The following is a 19,447-nucleotide window of genomic DNA, read 5'->3' on the forward strand; positions in this document are numbered from 1 at the left end:
GGTGTCCTATTACAGAATGAGGCAAGGGTTCGTAAGTTAGGGAATAGCTACCCCATAACCTACGAACCGGGCGCTGTTGATTAACAGAATATATAAGAACCAGGGGGAAAAATGGATAGGGCGCAATATTCTCAATCGCTATCTACAAATGGCAATGGCAATGGGAATGGCAAGTTGCAACAGCCACAACCGCAGCTTTACCAAAGTCAATTTGCTGAAAATAACCAAGAAGAATTAAATTTACGGCATCTGTTAACCGTAGTGCGGCGTCGGGGCGTAGTTATCGCTGGTATAGCGATCGCTGTAACGAGTGTCGTTTCTTTGTGGAGTTTCAATCGAACACCCAAATATGAAGGCAATTTTCAACTGTTAGTAGAACCTGTAACAGCAGAAAATAAACTGTCTAAATTAACTGAATTGACGGGAATGAATCCAGAAATAGATACAGGGATGGATTACGAAACCCAAATTCAGGTTTTGAAAAGTTCAGAATTGATGTCTAAGCTCATTGATAAATTACAAACTAAATATCCCGACATCACCTACAACGATCTAATTGTTAAAAACACACTGAAAATTAACAGACTTAGAGACACGAAAATTTTAGACATTAGTTATAGCAATACAGACAAGGAAAGAATTAAGTTTGTCTTGCACGAAGTAGCAAAAGGTTATCTCAGGTACAGTTTCCAAGAGCGGCAAGCGAACCTGAACCAAGGCATCAAATTTGTCGAAGGTCAGCTGCCGAAATTACAGGAGCGCGTAGATAAACTTCAGGGACAGCTACAAGGATTTAGGCAGCAAAACAACTTATTAGATCCGCAAGAACAAGCAAAACAACTGTCTGAGCGCGTTAGTAAAATTGACCAAGATCAATTGGAGTCTCAGGTAAAACTGAATGAAACGCGCACCCTCTATCAAACGCTACAAAAACAACTGGGGTTAGCACCAAATCAAGCGCTAGCAGCGGCTGCTCTTAGCGAGTCGCCACGCTATCAACTATTACTCAACCAGTTGCAGGAATTAGAAACTAAAATTGCTACTGAGTCAGCGCGGTTTACGGAAGCAAGCCCTACAATTCAAGCACTGCGAGATCAGCAGCGAAATTTACTGCCCCTGCTGCGCCAAGAGGCACAACAGGTACTGGGGAATAATGTTTCTAGTCCGCCTGTATCGAGTGCTTCCCCCAATTCAATTCGCTTGCAATTGACACAACAGATGGTGGATGCGCTTAACCAGATACAGGTTTTGGAAGTGCGGACAGGAGCGATCGCATCTGCCCAAAGTCGTCTTGGTCGAGAAGTTAAACAACTTCCAGCGATCGCCCGTCAGTATGGAGATTTGCAACGGGAACTAACTGTGGCAACCGAGAGTTTAACCCGTTTTCTCGGCGTGCGCGAAACCCTCCAGATTGAGGTAGCTCAGAAAGCACTTCCTTGGCAGCTGATCGCCAGACCAAAACTAGCCGACGATCCCATATCGCCCAGACCAGTGCGGGATAGTATTTTAGGAGCGATCGCTGGTTTGTTGCTAGGCATAGGAGTAGCCTTATTGCTAGAACGCCTGGACAACGTGTTCCACTCCCCCGATGAACTCAGAGATACTACCAAGCTGCCGCTTTTGGGTATCATCCCCTTCCAAAAACAACTCAAGAACCAAAAACCGATAGTCAATCTATCTGGTTTGATGGGACAAAAAGGCCGCAATGCAGAAGCGCCTACGTCTCCCCTGCGTAATAGAGATCGCCAGCCTCAATGGTACAATTCTTCTCCTTTTTTGGAAGCCTTCCGCTCTCTGCATACCAACATCAGCTTCCTGGGTTCTGATACCCCAATCCACTCCCTAGTAATTAGCTCTGCCACTCCAGGCGATGGCAAATCTACCACTTCCGTACAGCTAGCGCAGGCAGCCGCCGCAATGGGTAAGCGAGTGCTGCTAGTAGATGCAGATATGCGACGCCCGCAAGTTCATTATGTGCTGGGCTTGCCCAACCACCAAGGACTGAGCAATGTAATCGCCACCGGATTGCCCCCCAAACAGGCGATCCAGCGGTTGCCTATGTGGGATCACCTCTACGTGTTAACTGCTGGGCCAATGCCGCCAGACCCCACTCGGCTGCTGTCGTCCAAGAAAATGCATTACTTAATGACGCAGTTTCAAGCAGTTTTTGATTTGGTTATTTATGACACGCCACCCGTACTGGGTCTTGCAGATGGCAAACTCCTGGCAACCCATACGGCTGGTATTGTCATGGTGGTGGGATTGGGTCGTACAGACCGAGATATTTTTCTGCAAGCGTTGGATGGATTAAAAGTTTCTAACGCCACGATTTTGGGTGTGGTTGCTAACGGCGTTAAGGGCTACACAACCAATTCCCACTACTATTACGACCACTACTACAACAATGAGGAATCAGAAGTGCAAAAGGCCAAAAAGCTTTTGCAAAAAAGGCTGTAGGTAATGGGTATTGAGTTGTAGAGGCGCGATACATAGCGTCTGAGTTTTGGGTTTAATTTCGCACTCTCAAACTCTCCGGCTCCCCTAAGCTCCTAGTATCCAGACTGCGGACTGCTAGCGATTTTGCCAGATAGGTCGCAGGGAGTCGCGCAGGCTCAACCAAGCCGCTATAGCGCTAGGTTCGCTATCTGTGGATTTTTGGAGCAAAACTATGCCATCTTGTACGCCCCTTACTCCGTACTTTTGAGCGGTTACAACTTCGTCAATCGCTGGGACAAGTGCTTGGAGGCGCAGGCGGTCGTTTTTATAAATGGCTTGGAACTGTTGGAGTTGCCAAATATCAGCGATCGCATACTCTACCTCTTTCACCTGTTTTTGGTCGTTTTGCACCTGAAAAACTGGCAGTCGAACAATTTCCCGGCGGCTGGAAAGATGCGGAATTAAATTAGTAGTTGCAGACACGCTTGCATCTGGAGGAATCTGGCTCATCAAAGCGCGGATGTGACTTACATGATTCCACTGGTGCGGTAGAGAAATATAAACCCAAGGGTCGATAGAATGCGGTATTAGAAAATAGAAAACCTGATGGGGATTTGAGGTAAAAGAAAATAGGACAGAAAGGGTAATACACCCAACCCAAAAGCGGCGCACCCACACGCGCTTAAATAATTCTGCGCGTGTTGACCACCACAAAATCGCACCGTAAAATATCCCAGGCACAACCGCCATTGCATAGCGAATATTAATAGATAGAGAATAGGAACCCTTTTGCAGAAACAGTTGCATTAAAGGAAACCCCGCGATCGCCCAACTAGCGCCCGAAACCGCAGGTACAAAAGCTAAAGGCAACCAATGTCCCAGCAAATATTTAACGGTCTTATCAACAGGGTTGATTAATTCCCAAACTAACCGCCTGGGGTCGCGCACAATTTCCCAGAGAATTTGCAGGCTTGTTGCCTCATCTTCTTGAGCATACTGACCAAAACGCTCGATCATAAACCGCTTGGAAACGTCAGGAGAAAACAGCGGCATGATGGCATTTGTTGCCAATAAAATATAGCCAAAACTAACAGTACATAGCGCCAATCCTAACCTGGGATAGTGGCGACTCGCTACTAAATAAACGCCAATTCCAAATAGCATTACTCCCGCATCTTCGCGGATCGCCAATGTTAAAGCTGCCATTAGCCAAAACAACCACCAGCGACGTTTTTCTAGAGCCAACAGCAAGCTAAAAATAAATAAAGGAACTTGGCACAAGTCGTGAAAATTTGACAAAGTGGGGCCAATTACCGCATTAGCCCCATAAAAACTGGCAGCGATCGCGATCGCCAACGGTGTATCTAGGTAATGTCGCGCCAAAGCGTAGAGAACCAATCCCCCAGCCGCAACCAGCGTTACTTGCAGAAAAATTAAAGTTACTGGTGAGGGAAAGAGAGCATAAAAAGGTAGCCAAACTAACAAAGCTGGGGTAAAGTGTTGCCCTAAGCGGTGATAAAAAACTGACGGAACTTGGCTATCTTGCTGAACAGCGCTGGAGACAGCAGAAGACAGGGAACTTTGAAAAAAACGCCCGTGCAGGTTATTCCAGAATACCTGGTTAAAAATACCCTGGTCGTAAGTGCTATAGAAACTGTAGTAGCGATGGAGGGAAACAATAAGCGTCAGCGAGAAGAAAATTCCTGCTAGAACAAGTACCCATCGTAATCCTGTTTTGTCTTTGTCAAAGAGAAGAGGTTTAAGGAACACTGTCAATTTAATTCTTGTAAGTTTTGCCTAAAAAATTAGATAATGTTGTGTTTGGAATCAGCACCTGCGCCAGTTTTCTTCAAGACTTGGTTAGATAGAGGTGGTTGCCGATCTCGTGAATGATACTCTATTAAGTCCCCCGTGCTAAAACGTCTTTACACTTGGCAAAAACAATCAGACTTAAGGATAGTGGCAATCCTTGCAGGGATTTTTTTTACCCTAACCCTGATTTTGGCACTCAATCGCCACTACAGTTTTTACAGCACGAACGATCACGGTCTATTTAACCAGTTATTCTGGAACAGCATACACGGGCGTTTGTTTCAGAGTTCTCTCTCTTCAGGTAACTCCAGCGCCTCTTTGATTGATGGTCAGCCGCCATCAGTATCCTACTATCACTTAGGGCAACATTTTGTCCCCGATTTTTTGCTCTGGATGCCGATTTATGCTTTATTCCCTTCAGCAACTACCCTAGTAGTGCTACAGGTGGCTTTGATTGCGGCTGGAGGATTGGTGCTGTATGCGCTAGCACGGCACTATCTTTCTCCTATTTTATCTATAGCGATCGCAGCTAGTTATTACGGCGCTAATGCAGTAATTGGCCCAACGGTGGATAATTTCTACGAACAGTGCCAATTACCATTATTTGTCTTTGGTTTACTCCTCGCCTTAGAGAAGCGTCTTTGGTGGCTTTTTTGGCTTTTAGTAGTGCTTACTTTAGGAATTCGCGAAGACACCGGGATTATTCTTTTTGGCATTGGGGTTTATTTAGTTCTTAGTCGTCGTTATCCTCGCGTTGGAATTGCTTTATGCACGATCAGTTTCAGCTACGTCGTCGTCGTGACAAACTTGATCGTGCCGTTATTTTCTAATGATAATTCTCGGCTTTATCTGGGTAAATATTTTAGCAAATTCGTCAAAAGCGAAAATCCCACTACTCTTGAAGTTCTGTGGGCGATCGCAACCCAACCTGGGGTAATAATTGAAGTAGTTTTAACCCGGTTTGACCAGCGAGTAAGATACTTATTAGGCCAATGGTTGCCATTGGCATTTGTACCTGTTATTTCTTTTCCAGCGTGGGCGATCGCAGCCTTTCCATTGCTAGTACTTTTAGTACAAAACAACGTTGATGCTGTCTCTATCAACACTCGCTACACCCTCAGCGTAGTTCCGGGATTATTTTACGGCGCTATTTTATGGTGGCACAGCAATTCAGAAAAGTTTAAACCCAGATTTCGTCGCTTTTGGATTGGATGTATTGCCCTCTCTTTGTTCTTCACCTTCACTTCCAATCCTCATAAGTCTTTGTACTTTTTAGTTCCCTATTCCATCAAGCCTTGGAATTATGTATCCTTAAACCACCAATGGGAACACGCCGCACACCTGCGGACTGTTATGAAATCAATTCCTGATGATGCTAGTGTAGCCACAGGTGGTTATGTAATTCCGCATCTTTCCAGCCGCCGCGAGATTGTTCGTTTACCGTTCATACAGTTACAAAATGATGAAGGAAAAATTGTTGATGTTGATTACGCTTTAGTAGATATGTGGCAGTTGCAACAGTCGAAATTAGCTGCTGGTGTTGACTGGAGAAAGATTAAAGCTAGCGTACCGATTATTGACCAGGCTCTTGAACAAGAAAAGTATGGCATCATCGATCTACAAGATGGAGTCATGCTGCTGAAAAAGGGTGTTCCTTCCAATTCCCAAGCTAAATCGGCTTGGTTGAAGTTGCGAGAAGAATTGCGACCTATTTGGCAAGCCTAAGATTAAGTTTCTGAACTTTAGAGATAAATGCAAAAAATCTCAGCGATCGTACCAGTTTATAATGAGGCAGAATGCATCGAGCAAACCTTTGCAGCAGTTTTGGAATATTTAGAAAAACGCCCTTACTATAGTTTTTTGTTTGTCAATGATGGGTCAACTGATAAAACAAAAGAAATTCTAGAGAGCAAAATAAAGGCATTAAGTAGCAGCCGCATCAATTTGATTTCTTACGATAATCGTCAAGGAAAAGGGTATGCGGTAAATAAGGGAGTACAGTATGCGGATGGAGACTATATTTGTTTTATAGATAGCGATCTAGCTTATTCTCTAGACCATCTTGATATGGTGGTGGAAAAGTTAGAATATTTTGATGTTGTTATTGGTTGCAGGCATTTAACTTCAGATAAAGTTGTAGGCGTAAAATTTTCCAGGATGATTGCTGGAAAATTGTTTAATGTTCTTAGCAATCAGATACTTAATTTAAAATTTAGCGATATGCAAGCGGGGGTAAAAGGTTTTAGTAGAATTGCCGCAAAAGAGTTATTTAACAGGCAAGACCTTACTGGTTTTTCCTTTGATGCTGAGTTGCTTTATTTAGCTAAGAAGCTGGATTTTAGTATTGGCGAGATACCTGCAAAAGTGTCAGATAGCCATCAATACAAGTTTTCTAAGATTAATTTGCTTAAAGATTCTGTAAAAATGTTTCTGGATTTATTAACTATCAGGATTAACGATTTGAGAGGTAGATATGACTGATTCCTGAAGCCGAGATCCCCGACTTCTTGAAGAAGTCGGGGATCTGACAATTATTGGCGAAAATTTGCGTATTGGCAGTTCTCAAAATCAGTTAATATCACAAATAAATTGTTATAAGTTTAAAACTAATATTAAGTAAATGACTATTTAAAATACATAAATAAAAAAATAATGCATTTAAAACTAACAGAACCTTAAAAATATTTATAGTGTTATAACCCAGAAAAAGCGAATGTTAACTACAGCTATAACTGCCAAAACAGGCTCTAAGAAAGCGATGATATTCTGGTTCAGCTTGAGCCTGACTTTTGTAGCAAGCTACGCCTTGTTAGCGCTGCAAAAAGCCTTTAGCAGCGAGTATGTCGTGCAGGACGATGCGCGGGTTTATCTAATTTGGATGCAGAGGCTTTTAGATGCGGATTTATTTAAGGGCGATCTGATTGCAGATTATTTTCAATCGGTGACTCCTTGGGGATATGCAAGTTTTTATAAGCTGATGGCTGGTGTAGGTATTCCGCCACTTTTGGTTACTAAACTCTTACCAATGGTGCTGGGATTGGTAGCCACTAGCTATTGTTTTGGAGTTTGCTTAGAGCTTTTGCCAATACCAATGGCAGGATTTATTAGCACGTTGATACTTAACCAAAGTCTGTGGTTGCACGATGATTTAGTGTCAGCTACGCCGAGGGCTTTTGCATCGCCCTTCTTGCTAGCATTTTTGTACTATCTGTTGCGATCTTCATGGATTGGAACGTGCGCGGCGATCGCGCTTATGGGATTATTTTATCCTCTAGGGGTGTTGCTTTGCGCTGCACTCTTGCTGCTGCGGTTAGTTACGAACTTCGCCGCCAAAAATTCTGACCTGCGTCGCGATTCTCTAGTATGCGTCAGCGGATTGGTTGTTGGTCTAGTGGTAATTTTGCCCTATGCGCTGAGTCAGTCAGAATTTGGCCCTACGGTGAGTGATTCCCTAGCTAGAACTTGGCCAGAGTTCTCTTCTAAAGGGCGAATTGCCTTTTTTAATGATGCTAATCCTTGGAGGTTTTGGTTTCAAGGTAGTCACAGCGGAATGCGATTGGGATTAAATCCGCCAGCGATCGCGGCTGCATTTTTGTTACCCATACTTTACCGATATCGCGATCGCTTTTCATTGGTCAAGCAGATATCAAGCAAAATAATAGTTTTACCTCAGCTTGTTCTGGTATCTTTTGGTTTATTTTTCTTGGCTCATGCCCTACTATTCAAACTATATCTCCCCAGTCGCTACACGCAACACAGCCTGCGGATAGTCATGGCGATCGCGGCTGGTATAGCGATCGCGGTAATGTTAGATACGCTGCTTCAGTGGTTCTCTCAACTACAAGGCGCAAAGAAGTTTTATCACCTCTTAGCATTACTAGCAACTGCTCTAGTAGCGGGGATAATTGTCTTTTATCCCAGTATCTTTTGGAAAAATAACTTTCCCAGAAGCCGCTATGTTGTGGGTTCCGTACCAACCTTGTATGAGTTCTTGCAAAAGCAACCAAAAGACACTTTGATCGCCTCGGTAGCAGATGAGGGGAGCAACTTGCCAACATTTGCCCAGCGACAAATTTTGGTTGGGAGGGAATATTCAGATCCCTACCATGTCGGTTACTATCTGCAATTTCGACAACGAGCAAAGGATCTTGTTAAAGCGCAGTATAGCCCTGATTTAGCCATATTAAAAAATTTCATTCAGACATACGGAGTAGACTTCTGGCTGCTCGATAGCGCCACCTTCGAGCGTAGTTATGTCGAAGATCGCTGGCTAAGACAGTTTCAGCCAGAGGCATCAGAGGCTTTAGTAACGCTGGAAAATAAAGTTAAGCCAGCTTTGGCACAAGCGATCGCTCCCTGTTCTGTTTTCGAGAATCAATATCTAGTTCTCCTAGAAGCCAAATGCATTTTAAAGTTACAAAAGTAAGGTTTTAATTAAAAAACATATTGATAAAAATGAATAAAGTAATTTTGCTGAGTTTTGATATTGAAGAATTTGATATACCAGAGGAATACGGGGAGGCAATTGAGGAAAAAGTTAAGTTTGAAGTTTCCCTAAAAGGCTTGAAAGAAATAATTTTGCTGCTGGAGAGGTTAAATATAACAGCGACATTTTTTGTAACTGCTAATTTTGCTATAAATAACGAAACCATCATTAAAGAAATTTCCCAAAAACATGAAATTGCCTCGCACGGATTTTATCATTCCTCATTTAGCACAGAAGACTTAGAACGCTCGAAAGAAGTTTTGCAAGCAATAACCGGGACAAAAGTGTCAGGCTTTAGAATGGCTAGACTTAAGGAGGTTGACGATAGGCAAATAAAACAAGCAGGTTATAATTACAATTCTTCTATGAACCCGACTTATATTCCCGGAAGGTACAATAACTTCTTTAAAAATAGGACTGCATATTACTCTCACTATCTACTTAACATTCCTGTATCCGTCACTCCTCTGGTTAGATTTCCTTTATTTTGGTTAAGCTTTAAAAATTTTCCTCTATCTTTTATCGAGTTCGTTTCTCACCTCACTCTTACTAGAGACTCTTACCTTTGTTTATACTTCCATCCTTGGGAGTTTACAGATATTTCAAGTTTTAAACTGCCAGCCTATATTAAGAAACATTCTGGCAAGGCTATGATTTCCAGGCTAGAAAAGTATTTGGTATCGCTGAAAAGCCAGGGTAAGTTTATAACATTCTCAGAATTTAGTAGCAGCTTAAATATTGCAAGTACCGATACATTGATTAAGTAGTAGCTTGCTACTACTTAATTAAATTTTGCGGTTGAGCGATCGCTTATCTTAAGCAATGTCGAAAGCTTTTGGATATCTTAGTCTTAGCCAAACAGCAAATTAATCCGGGTGATAAGCAATATACCCTGAAAATGATTGTGAAAGTTGTTAACGGGAGGATTATGAGAACGTAGACTAAGCTGCCAGCGTATGCCAACCGATTAGTATTTGAATCTTTAATATAGAATTAGAATCCACGTCGCAGTTATGTTCTATACAATTTTCAGAACTAGCTAGTGACGCGGCTATATATCGAGCTAATATCTAATTCCCTCCAACGCGCGTACTATGTGTAGAACTGGTAATTGCTAATGGGTAATTGCGAGTTTCCCTCACCCATGACCGCTTAATGGAATTTTTGCCATACCAGACTCGCGAGCAGCCATTGTACTAGCCTTGGCTCTATTCTCTTACCGCCAAAGACCCAGAATTGGGTTATCATCCAGAAGTGATTCTGGCTGGACGCGGGATTAATGACAACATAGGTGTTGATTTAGCCCAGCGTTTAACTTAAACTTCTGGTTCGCAAAGTATGCTGCTTACGTCGGTACAGTGGGTATTTTAGAGCCAACCTTTAAAGAAAATATCCGATATTGTGGAACAGCCGCGTGCCGGATAGGGTCAGAAATAGTGAGCAGTTTGGGACTGTACCCTTAGAACATGACCAATTTGCAGATGTCGAGATGGCGCTGAATATGGGATTTAGCATAGTCAGAGCAAGCAATTACTTAGCTTAGACGCTCTGCTGTTAGCTCTAGTTTTCAATCCTTATTTGGAAATGCTGCTTTATAAACTATACAATTTTGGGCAATTCTTATGGATATAAAATCAGCCTTTTTAAAACATTTACCCAAAATACTTATTGTAGTCTTTTGACCAATAAGCAGTAAGCTAATAGCTACTGTAGGTGTTGCCTATTAAGTGTTGGGTGTTGAGACAGAACATGGAAAAAATTTTAGTTACTGGCGCAGCAGGGTTTATTGGTTTTCATCTCAGCAAACAGTTATTGGCTAGAGGAGAACAAGTCATTGGGCTTGACAACCTCAATAATTATTATGATGTCCCCTTAAAGCAGGCGCGGTTAGACCAGTTGTTAGAACAAAAAAACTTTCAAGTTTCTAAACTGGATTTAGCCGATCGCCAGGGAATTGCCCAGTTGTTTGCTGATATACAGCCAGAAAAAGTTATTCACTTGGCTGCTCAAGCAGGCGTGCGGTACTCGCTGAAAAATCCATACGCCTATATCGATAGTAACGTGGTAGGGTTTCTGAATATTCTCGAAGGCTGTCGTCACAACAGCGTAAGGCATCTGGTATTTGCCTCTTCTAGCTCGGTCTACGGGATAAACACAAAAATGCCTTTTTCCGTGCATGATAATGTGGATCATCCAGTAAGCCTGTATGCAGCAACTAAGAAGGCAAATGAACTGATGGCTCACAGTTACAGTCATTTATATGGGCTGCCAACAACGGGATTGCGCTTCTTTACAGTCTACGGGCCTTGGGGACGGCCAGATATGGCATTGTTTTTGTTTACCAAGGCAATTTTAGAAGGGCAATCTATCGATGTTTTTAACTATGGCAAAATGCGTCGGGATTTTACTTACATTGATGACATAGTGGAAGGAGTTATCCGGGTTAGCGATAATATTCCTTCTCCAAATCCAGACTGGTCGGGATACGCGCCTGAAGCGGGAACGAGTTCTGCTCCTTACAAACTTTACAATATTGGTAACAATCAACCTGTAGAATTAGGACGTTTTATTGAAGTTTTAGAAGACTGTTTGGGTAGGAAAGCTACTAAAAATATGCTTCCTCTCCAACCTGGTGATGTGCCGGAAACCTATGCTGATATTGCCGATTTGACGCGAGATATTGGGTTTAAACCAAACACGCCCATAGAGGTAGGAATTCCGCGCTTTGTAGACTGGTATCGCTCTTATTACGCTGACAATTTTTGACTTTAAATAACTATAATATTATTGTCAATCAAATTACAAGTTTTTTCATCATGATTCTTTTGATAAATGGCGGTAGGGAGAATTACTTATACAAAGAAGTTATTAAAAATAAGTGTTGGGTTCTGGAGGAGTTAGCAGTTGATTTTTAATAAGTAAATTTGGCTTCATAACTGAAAGGGTTATAAATAATTTAAAACTGCAAAATTACATCTAAAAACTATTCTTAATAACAGCTTGGGAGAAAAAGAAATGATGAATTCGCCAAATCCGGGTGAGGAAAAAATGAATAATGCCCCAAATCCGGGTGAGGAAGATATGGCGAATGCCTCAAATCCGGCTAATGAACCAGAAAACAATCCACCCAACCAACCGGAAGGGGGTTCTAATCGGCCTAAGCGCCGTCGATTGCCTGTAGTTTTGAGGCGCACCAGCATAGCTTTGGGTATTCCCTTGCTGGTTGGGGCTGTGGGTGGCGCTTTTTGGATGTGGGTTTTTGTCCACGAACAGTTGGCGCCAATGGTTCAGAAAAATCTGACTGAACTTTTGAACCGTCCGGTGCTGTTGGGGCAAGTTGAAAGCTTTTCTTTCAATGGCGTGCGGTTTGGCCCCAGTTCAATTCCGGCGACACCGACCGATCCGGATAGAGCCTCTGTCCAAGCTGTAGATGTGGCATTTGACCCGCTACAACTGCTGCTGACGCGCACCCTACGGCTGGATGTGACGTTGGTTAAGCCGGACGCTTACATCGAAGAGGATGCTACGGGGCGTTGGGTTTCGACAACAATTAAGTCTGAGGAAGGAAAAGGGCCGATTACAACCGATCTGCAAGTGGTGAGGCTGCAAAACGCGAATGTGGTGTTGATGCCCCAATCTGCGATCGCTGCTCGTCAGCAGTCACCTCTCACCCCTGTGCCAGTACCAGTACTCCCTCAGTCGTCACCAGCACTTCCTCAAAAGTCGCAAGTCAACACTCCCCAAGTTGCTGCTACTCCTAAACAGCCCCAAGTCAACACTCCCCAAGTTGCTGCTACTCCTAAACAGCCCCAAGTCGCCACTCCCCAAGTTGCGGCTACTCCTCAGCCCCAAGTCGCCACTCCCCAAACTCCAGTCGCCAGCCCCCAACCGCCACTCCCCAATGGGCTTTCAGGGGTGAGGACTCTTCCCGAACTTCCAGCCCCCCCAAACAGTCCCACAAATAACGTTTTGCCAGTTCCACCACTGCCAAACCCGGTAACGTTCACGGGCGTTAACGGCACGGGGCGCTTTTTAGAGCAAAATCAACGTATTTTGTTCGAGGCGGCAGGTCAGTCGGCAACTGGGGGCACTTTTACTATTTCAGGTGAAAACCGACCTGCCAAGGAAGAGACAAATTTAAAGCTACAAGGGCAAAACTTAGTAGCTCCAGAAATCAGTAGCTTAGTCAAACTGCCCCTCGATCTACAGGCGGGACTGGTTGATGGCAACCTGCAATTGCGACTCCAAGGTAGCAACTCGCCCTTGATTGATGGAACGGCGTTGCTCAAAAATGTTACCGCCCAAGCCCCCGATCTGCCCAGAGCATTTGCTCAGACAAACGGGCAACTAAACTTCAAAGGGTCGCAGATCGGGCTGGAAAATATTAGTACACTTTACGGGCAAATCCCAGCTCAAGCTGTAGGTGCTGTTGATTTCCAATCCGGCTTCAACATTGCGGCTAAGACATCGCCAGTTCTAGTCCAAGCGCTTTTAAATACATTTGATTTGAAGTTGCCAGTCTCCGCAACAGGAGAGATGCAAGCTGACCTTAAGATACTTGGGCCTACATCCAAGCCAGTGGTTTCGGGAACTTTGGCAGCCACAAAACCCGCAGTTATTGACAAGCTGAAATTAGCGGCATTCAGTGCAGACTTTGGGCTGGAGGGTTCGACGCTGGCAATTACAAGCTTAAAGGCAAAACCCGCAGTCGGCGGACAGTTGGATGGGTCAGGACAGGTAAAACTGGGTCAAATCGGGGATGTCGCGTTTAAATTTCAGGGTAAAAACTTGCCTGGGGATGCGATCGCCCGCGTCTATGGCTCGCAACCCTCCTTTCGTATTGGTAGGGTTCAAGCCCAAGGTCAAGTTAAAGGCCCTATCAATAATATTGAAACTATTCTCAGTTTTAATGCCCCAACTGGCACTTACCCCGCTTCTGGGGAACTCGCAATCTCATCAAGCGGCAAAACAGCCCTACGCAATACAACCGTTAACGTAGCTGGGGGAGCGCTCAAAGTTAATGGCAACAGCTCTCCCTCTGCTGGAGGATCTCCCCGCTTTTCTGGAACCATAGACGCCTCTAAAGTCAATCCAGGACTTCTGGTTCAGGGTAGTACAGGAACTAACGAGCCAAAGGAAAGAGGAACTACGGTAAAGGGAAAAAATAAAACAAGCGCAAATAGCAACGGAACCGCTGTAAATCCTACATTACCGCCAATTTCCGGGAAAATAAACGTAGCTGGGACAGCAAATCCTTCCTTCCCAGATGAACTGCGAGCATCCGGCACGCTAAATGTTGCCGGAGGAACTGTCAAAATAAATGATTTCAAGGTTTTAGCTCGCACTTGGCAGGCATCAGTCCAAGCATCAGGCATTGATGTGGGGCGTCTTTCTCCCCAACTGCCCCCACAATTAAGAGGAAAATTCGACGGTAGGTTCCAAGTATACGGCAGCGTAGACTCGTTCCAACCAGAAACAATTCGGGCGACGGGATCGGGCCAGATGAATGTTGCTGGCGGAACCCTCAAAGCATCCAGCATTCAGGTGAAAGCAGGCCGCTGGCAGGCAGCAGTACAAGCATACGGAGTCCAGTTGAGCCGTATTGTACCCCAAGTGCCCCCACAGTTGCGATCGCCCTTTACAGGCACTTTCAACTTATCCGGCAGCCTTGTTTCTTCCCAACCCGAAACCATTAGCGGCACGGGTCAGGGAACTCTCGCCGTTGCTGGTGGAACGGTACGCTTATCGAATGGCAAGCTTAACCAAGGCCGATTTTCCGCAAGTGTTGAAGCGTCTGGCGTCGAGTTGGGACGCCTCTCACCCCAAGCGCCCCCGACCTTGGGAGGAGCGTTCACAGGTCAGTTTGACGTAGCCGGAAATATCGATAACTTTTCCACATCGACCATTTTGGCTGCGGGACAGGGACGCCTGGATGTTGGCGGCGGGACTGTTACGGCAACCAATGTCAAAATTAACGAAGGTCGCTTTTCCGCATCAGTCGAGTCATCTGGCGTCGAGTTGGGCCGTCTCGCACCCCAAGTACCGCAACAATTGAGGGGAGCGATCGCTGGTTCGTTCGACGTAACTGGAAATCTCGATAAATTAGAACCCAACGCCATCCAAGGCACAGGACAGGGACGCCTGAATACAGCCGGAGGGCTGCTAACCGCCACCAACATCAAGCTAGCAGAAGGCCGCTGGCAAGCAGCAGTATCCGCAACTAACTTCGATCTCAATCGTCTCAACCCGCAGCTAAAACCTGAAAGTCGCCTGACTGGGACTTTTAATTTAGCCGGAAATCTCGATAAATTAGAACCCAACGCGATTGTTGGTAATGGTTCCGGACGCCTAAATACTGCCGGAGGAACCATTACAGCCTCAAACGTGCAACTGGCATCCGGTCGATGGCAAGCGCAGGGTAAAGCTGATGGCGTAAGATTGGGCAGTCTCTCACCCCAAGTACCGCCACAACTAAGAGGCGGACAGCTAAATAATGCTGCATTTAATTTAGTCGGGAGTTTGGCTGACTTCCAACCTCAAACAATACAAGGAACAGCGTCGGGAACCCTTGTTGTTGCTGGTGGAACAATCAAAGCTACTTCATTACAACTGGCATCCGGTCGCTGGCAAGCAACTGGCAGCGCAAATGGCGTAAGATTGGGCAGTCTCTCACCACAACTACCGCCACAACTAAAAGGCGGACAGCTAAATAATGCTGAATTTAATTTAGTCGGAAGTTTGGCTGACTTCCAACCTCAAACAATACAAGGAACAGCGTCGGGAACCCTTGTTGTTGCTGGTGGAACAATCAAGGCAAATTCCTTACAACTGGCATCCGGTCGCTGGCAAGCAACTGGCAGCGCAAATGGCGTAAAATTAGCGACTCTCTCAGCACAAGTACCGCCACAACTAAAAGGCGGACAGCTAAATAATGCTGAATTTAATTTAGTCGGGAGTTTGGCTGACTTCCAACCTCAAACAATACAAGGAACAGCGTCGGGAACCCTCCTCGTTGCGGGTGGAACAATCAAGGCGGATTCCTTACAACTGGCGTCGGGTCGCTGGCAAGCTAGAGGCGAAGCATCTAATTTCGCCCTCGAAACTCTATCGCCACAGATACCACCCCAGTTAAAAGGGGGAAAGCTGGCTTCGGGTTCATTTAATTTAGCCGGAAGTTTGGCTAACTTCCAACCTCAAACAATTGAAGGAACTGCTTCGGGGACGCTGAATGTTGCTGGTGGAACCATTACTGCAACAAATGCCCGTCTAGCGGCAGGTCGCTTTGAGGCTAACTTGCAGCCGTCGAAAATTTTGCTGAGTCGATTTTCCGATCAATTGCGGGGACGGCTGACGGGAGATCTGAATGTATCTGGAAGCCTTGCTGCTCTCAATCCCTCGGATCTCAAGGCGTCGGGACAGCTAAATTTTAGCGAAGGGTTGGCGGCGATAGATCGCGACCTGACAGCAGCATTTAGTTGGGATGGGCAAAATCTCCAGATACAGCGGGCGACTGGTCAGGGTTTAGAGGCTAGTGGAGTGGTGGCATTCGGTCAAGTACGCGGCGCGGGCGTTCCGCCTGTGAAAGATTTTAATCTGAATGTACGAGCCGATAACTTTAACCTGACATCGCTGCCAGTAACGCTGCCAAATAACTTGAAGGTGGCAGGTTTGGTAGATTTTAACGGGCGGGTAACGGGTACGCCTTCTGCTCCTAATGTAGTTGGCGACTCGTTGCGAGTGCGGAATTTTGAAGTTGCCGGACTTAAGTTTGAAGCCCAATTAGCTGGAACCGTACAGTCGGTGGCGGGACAGGGGACTAATTTGCGGCTTCAGGGGACGGAAGATCGGCTTGAGTTGGAACTTTCGCCGAAGTTGCAACCAGTGGCGTTTGCTATTAAACGCACTGCGGGAGTTCCTGCCGATCAACAAATAGAGGCTACTGGCAAGACCCAAGGGGATCTGTTGGTGGCGGACGTGAAGAATTTTCCTTTAAAAATTTTGAAGGGGTTGGCACCCAAGGAAGCGATCGCTAATCTTCCCCCTCAAATCGCAACCCAAAATATAGGCGGACAGTTAAGCGGCAATTTTTCCCTTAATCTGGCGCAAAACAGCGTCGTCGCCAATAATGTCGCGATCGCCAAACCTGTTTTGGGTCCCGTTCAAGGCGATGTACTCGCTATCAATTCCTTCACCTACACCAACGGCGTTGCAAATGTTACTAATGCCACCTTCGATCAAGGCAGTAGTAGATACACGCTAGCTGGTAGTTTTAACCAAGATCCGTCAGCCAGTCCGCAGTTTAAAGGCAGCGTGAAAGTTGCTCAAGGAAAAGTTCAGGACGTTTTAAAAACGCTACAGATTTTTGAATTAGCAGACCTGAGCAAAGGATTTGGCAACGCTGCTAGCTACGCCAAGGCGGACGACATCAAGCCGATTGCTTCTGCTGGTTTGCCGGAACAAACGCTGCAAACGCAACTGCGTCGGTTTTCAGAGATACAAGCTTTGCTCGACCAGAGCCAGCGTCGCCGCGAGGCTTCACCCCTTCCGGAATTGAGGGATTTAGAGGGTAACTTTACGGGCGAAATCATTGCCGAAGGTTCGCTAAAACAGGGTATTAAGGCAGAATTCGACTTGGGAGGGAGCGAGTGGAAGTGGTGTACCAGCCGCGATCGCTGCCCTTACACTGCTAATCAAGTCATTGTCAAAGGTAACTTTGAGAATGGAGTCTTGACCCTTTTGCCGCTGCGAATTGAATCCGACAAAACGCTGTTAGCCTTCTCTGGCAATATCGGAGGAGATCAGCAAACAGGCCAGTTGCGGGTGCAAAACGTCCCTGCTGAGGCACTGGAGCAATTTGCTAATTTGCCCGTTGATATTTCCGGTCAGCTCAATGGCACAGTAGCGATCGCGGGCAGCATTCAAAACCCGCAAGCTAGAGGCGAGCTAACCCTTACAGATGGCAGGCTGAACGGCGCACCAGTGCAGGCGGCGCAGGGCGGTTTTAACTATGCTGACTCCCGCCTTGCTTTCAGTAGCAACATTGTCATAGAACAAACACCAAATACCTCGCCGACCGCTACCACCCTGCCAGTCGCCGACGCCCAACCGACTCTCGTTGCTTCCACACAGCCAATCAGCATCAGCGGCAGTATTCCCTATAAACTGCCTTTTGCTTCTACGCAGCCAGATAACAATGCGATCGCTCTCAACGTGGACGTAAAAAATGAAGGGCTAGCTTTGTTAAACCTGCTGACCAGCAAACAAGTCACCTGGGTAGACGGTCAGGGGCAATTGCAACTCAAAGTCAAAGGAACTCTTGACCCTGCCACTTTCCAAGTCAACAATCTTGTAGCAGAGGGAACGGCAGATGTGGCAAATGCCACAATTAGGGCTACAGCTTTACCCGAACCGCTAACACAAGTAGGCGGCAAAGTCTTGTTTAACTTTGACCGCATAAATGTGGAAAACTTGCAGGGCAATTTCAGCGGCGGCGTCGTTGCGGCTGCTGGCGTTTTGCCTATCTCCACACCCATAACTACCGATAACCCCCTGCGAGTAAATATTGGCGAACTGGCTCTAAACCTCAAAGGACTCTATAGCGGTCGCGTCAAAGGTGGCGTGGATATTACAGGTACTGCCTTAGCTCCTAAAATTGGCGGCGAAGTGCAGTTGTTTAACGGTCAGGTGCTGCTGGAAGAAAGAACCCCTGAAACGACACTGGCAAGTTCGGGGACATCTGGTACAAAGCAAGTGGGTAATACTGGTGGAGATAGCAACGCAAACCGCACAACTGAGCTTAATGGCCTTAAGCTGGTTTTGGGTAAAGATGTGCAAGTGACGCGCGCGCCAATTCTCAATTTTCTCGCGACTGGCGATCTGATTGTCAACGGCACTCTGGATAATCCGCGTCCTTCCGGGACTATTGAGCTGAAGCGCGGCCAAGTTAATCTGTTTACTACTCAGTTCCGTTTGGATAGAGGCTACCCCCAAACAGCCCAGTTTGTCCCAGAACGAGGACTCGACCCCGTTCTGGATGTTCGCTTAATAGCGGCGGTGCCAGAAGCAACCCGCCGAGGATTTGTCACCGCGGCCACGTCTAGTTCTGAGATCAGCGATGTTTCAGTCACTAATTTGGGATCTGTAGGAACTGTTCGCATTCAGGCTAGGGTAGATGGCCCTGCCAGTCAGTTATCTAATAATTTGGAGCTGACAAGCAACCCCTCCCGCAGCGAAGCGGAAATTGTGGCTCTGCTGGGTGGTAGTTTTGCGGAAACTTTAGGCCAGGGTGACGGTACGCTGGGACTGGCTAATTTGGCTGGGTCGGCGCTTTTGGGTAATGTTCAGAATGTCATTGGGGATGCTCTGGGATTGAGCGAGTTTCGTCTCTACCCGACGCTTGTTCCTAATGACAAGTCACGCGGCTCTACGCTGGGGGTAGCTGCTGAGGCTGGTATTGACATTACTCCCAAGCTTTCTACTTCTGTGTCGAAGGTTTTGACAACGGATCAGGCTCCCCAGTTAAACTTGCGCTACCGAGTGAATGAGGATGTTCTGCTGCGCGGCGGGACTGACTTTTCTAGCGATAGCAGAGCTTTGGTTGAGTATGAAAAGCGATTTTAGGTAATGGGTAATTGGGAAGTCGCTTATAGCAGTCCTAAATAATTCCAAGAAGGCGAGATCCCCGACTTCTTAGAGAAATCGGGGATCTGAAAG

At 45.9% G+C, this 19,447-nt stretch carries 8 protein-coding genes; 7 read left to right on the forward strand and 1 reads right to left on the reverse strand.

The window, feature by feature from the left end; genetic code table 11:
* Positions 1-111 precede the first annotated feature (111 nt).
* Positions 112-2,457, forward strand: coding sequence for a GumC family protein (locus tag H6F77_RS04755; protein WP_190485895.1), 2,346 nt, complete (start codon positions 112-114; stop codon positions 2,455-2,457).
* Between the two features lie 114 nt (positions 2,458-2,571).
* Here H6F77_RS04755 and H6F77_RS04760 read toward each other — a convergent pair whose 3' ends face one another.
* Entirely contained in the window at positions 2,572-4,206 is a 1,635-nt protein-coding gene (locus H6F77_RS04760) for a DUF2079 domain-containing protein (protein ID WP_190485896.1), read from the reverse strand.
* Between the two features lie 189 nt (positions 4,207-4,395).
* On the opposite strand from H6F77_RS04760, the gene H6F77_RS04765 reads away from it, so the two are divergent.
* The 6 genes from H6F77_RS04765 (at position 4,396) to H6F77_RS04790 (ending at position 19,354) form a co-directional block, all read left to right on the forward strand.
* Complete coding sequence (locus H6F77_RS04765) at positions 4,396-5,973, forward strand: DUF2079 domain-containing protein (RefSeq protein WP_309228803.1); 1,578 nt, start codon at positions 4,396-4,398, stop codon at positions 5,971-5,973.
* Positions 5,974-6,000: 27 nt separating this feature from the next.
* Positions 6,001-6,729 (forward strand): glycosyltransferase, encoded by a 729-nt coding sequence (locus H6F77_RS04770; RefSeq protein WP_190485900.1) that lies wholly within the window; start codon positions 6,001-6,003, stop codon positions 6,727-6,729.
* 232 nt (positions 6,730-6,961) lie between these two features.
* On the forward strand, positions 6,962-8,674 hold the full coding sequence (locus H6F77_RS04775; RefSeq protein ID WP_190485902.1) for a hypothetical protein: 1,713 nt from the start codon (positions 6,962-6,964) through the stop codon (positions 8,672-8,674).
* Positions 8,675-8,703: 29 nt separating this feature from the next.
* On the forward strand, positions 8,704-9,501 hold the full coding sequence (locus H6F77_RS04780) for a polysaccharide deacetylase family protein (protein ID WP_190485904.1): 798 nt from the start codon (positions 8,704-8,706) through the stop codon (positions 9,499-9,501).
* Positions 9,502-10,483: 982 nt separating this feature from the next.
* Positions 10,484-11,500: an NAD-dependent epimerase gene (locus tag H6F77_RS04785; protein ID WP_190485907.1), complete on the forward strand. Its 1,017-nt coding sequence runs from the start codon at positions 10,484-10,486 to the stop codon at positions 11,498-11,500.
* A 249-nt stretch (positions 11,501-11,749) separates the two neighbouring features.
* Positions 11,750-19,354 (forward strand): translocation/assembly module TamB domain-containing protein, encoded by a 7,605-nt coding sequence (locus H6F77_RS04790; RefSeq protein ID WP_190485909.1) that lies wholly within the window; start codon positions 11,750-11,752, stop codon positions 19,352-19,354.
* Positions 19,355-19,447 lie beyond the last annotated feature (93 nt).

Origin of the sequence: Microcoleus sp. FACHB-831 (assembly GCF_014695585.1) — a bacterium.
Lineage (GTDB): Bacteria > Cyanobacteriota > Cyanobacteriia > Cyanobacteriales > FACHB-T130 > FACHB-831.

Excerpts from the sequence above, each read along its gene's own strand:
- H6F77_RS04755 (WP_190485895.1), top strand. The coding sequence starts at position 112 with ATGGATAGGGCGCAATATTCTCAATCGCTATCTACAAATGGCAATGGC.
- H6F77_RS04770 (WP_190485900.1), top strand. The coding sequence starts at position 6,001 with ATGCAAAAAATCTCAGCGATCGTACCAGTTTATAATGAGGCAGAATGC.
- H6F77_RS04775 (WP_190485902.1), top strand. The coding sequence starts at position 6,962 with ATGTTAACTACAGCTATAACTGCCAAAACAGGCTCTAAGAAAGCGATG.
- H6F77_RS04780 (WP_190485904.1), top strand. The coding sequence starts at position 8,704 with ATGAATAAAGTAATTTTGCTGAGTTTTGATATTGAAGAATTTGATATA.
- H6F77_RS04785 (WP_190485907.1), top strand. The coding sequence starts at position 10,484 with ATGGAAAAAATTTTAGTTACTGGCGCAGCAGGGTTTATTGGTTTTCAT.
- H6F77_RS04790 (WP_190485909.1), top strand. The coding sequence starts at position 11,750 with ATGATGAATTCGCCAAATCCGGGTGAGGAAAAAATGAATAATGCCCCA.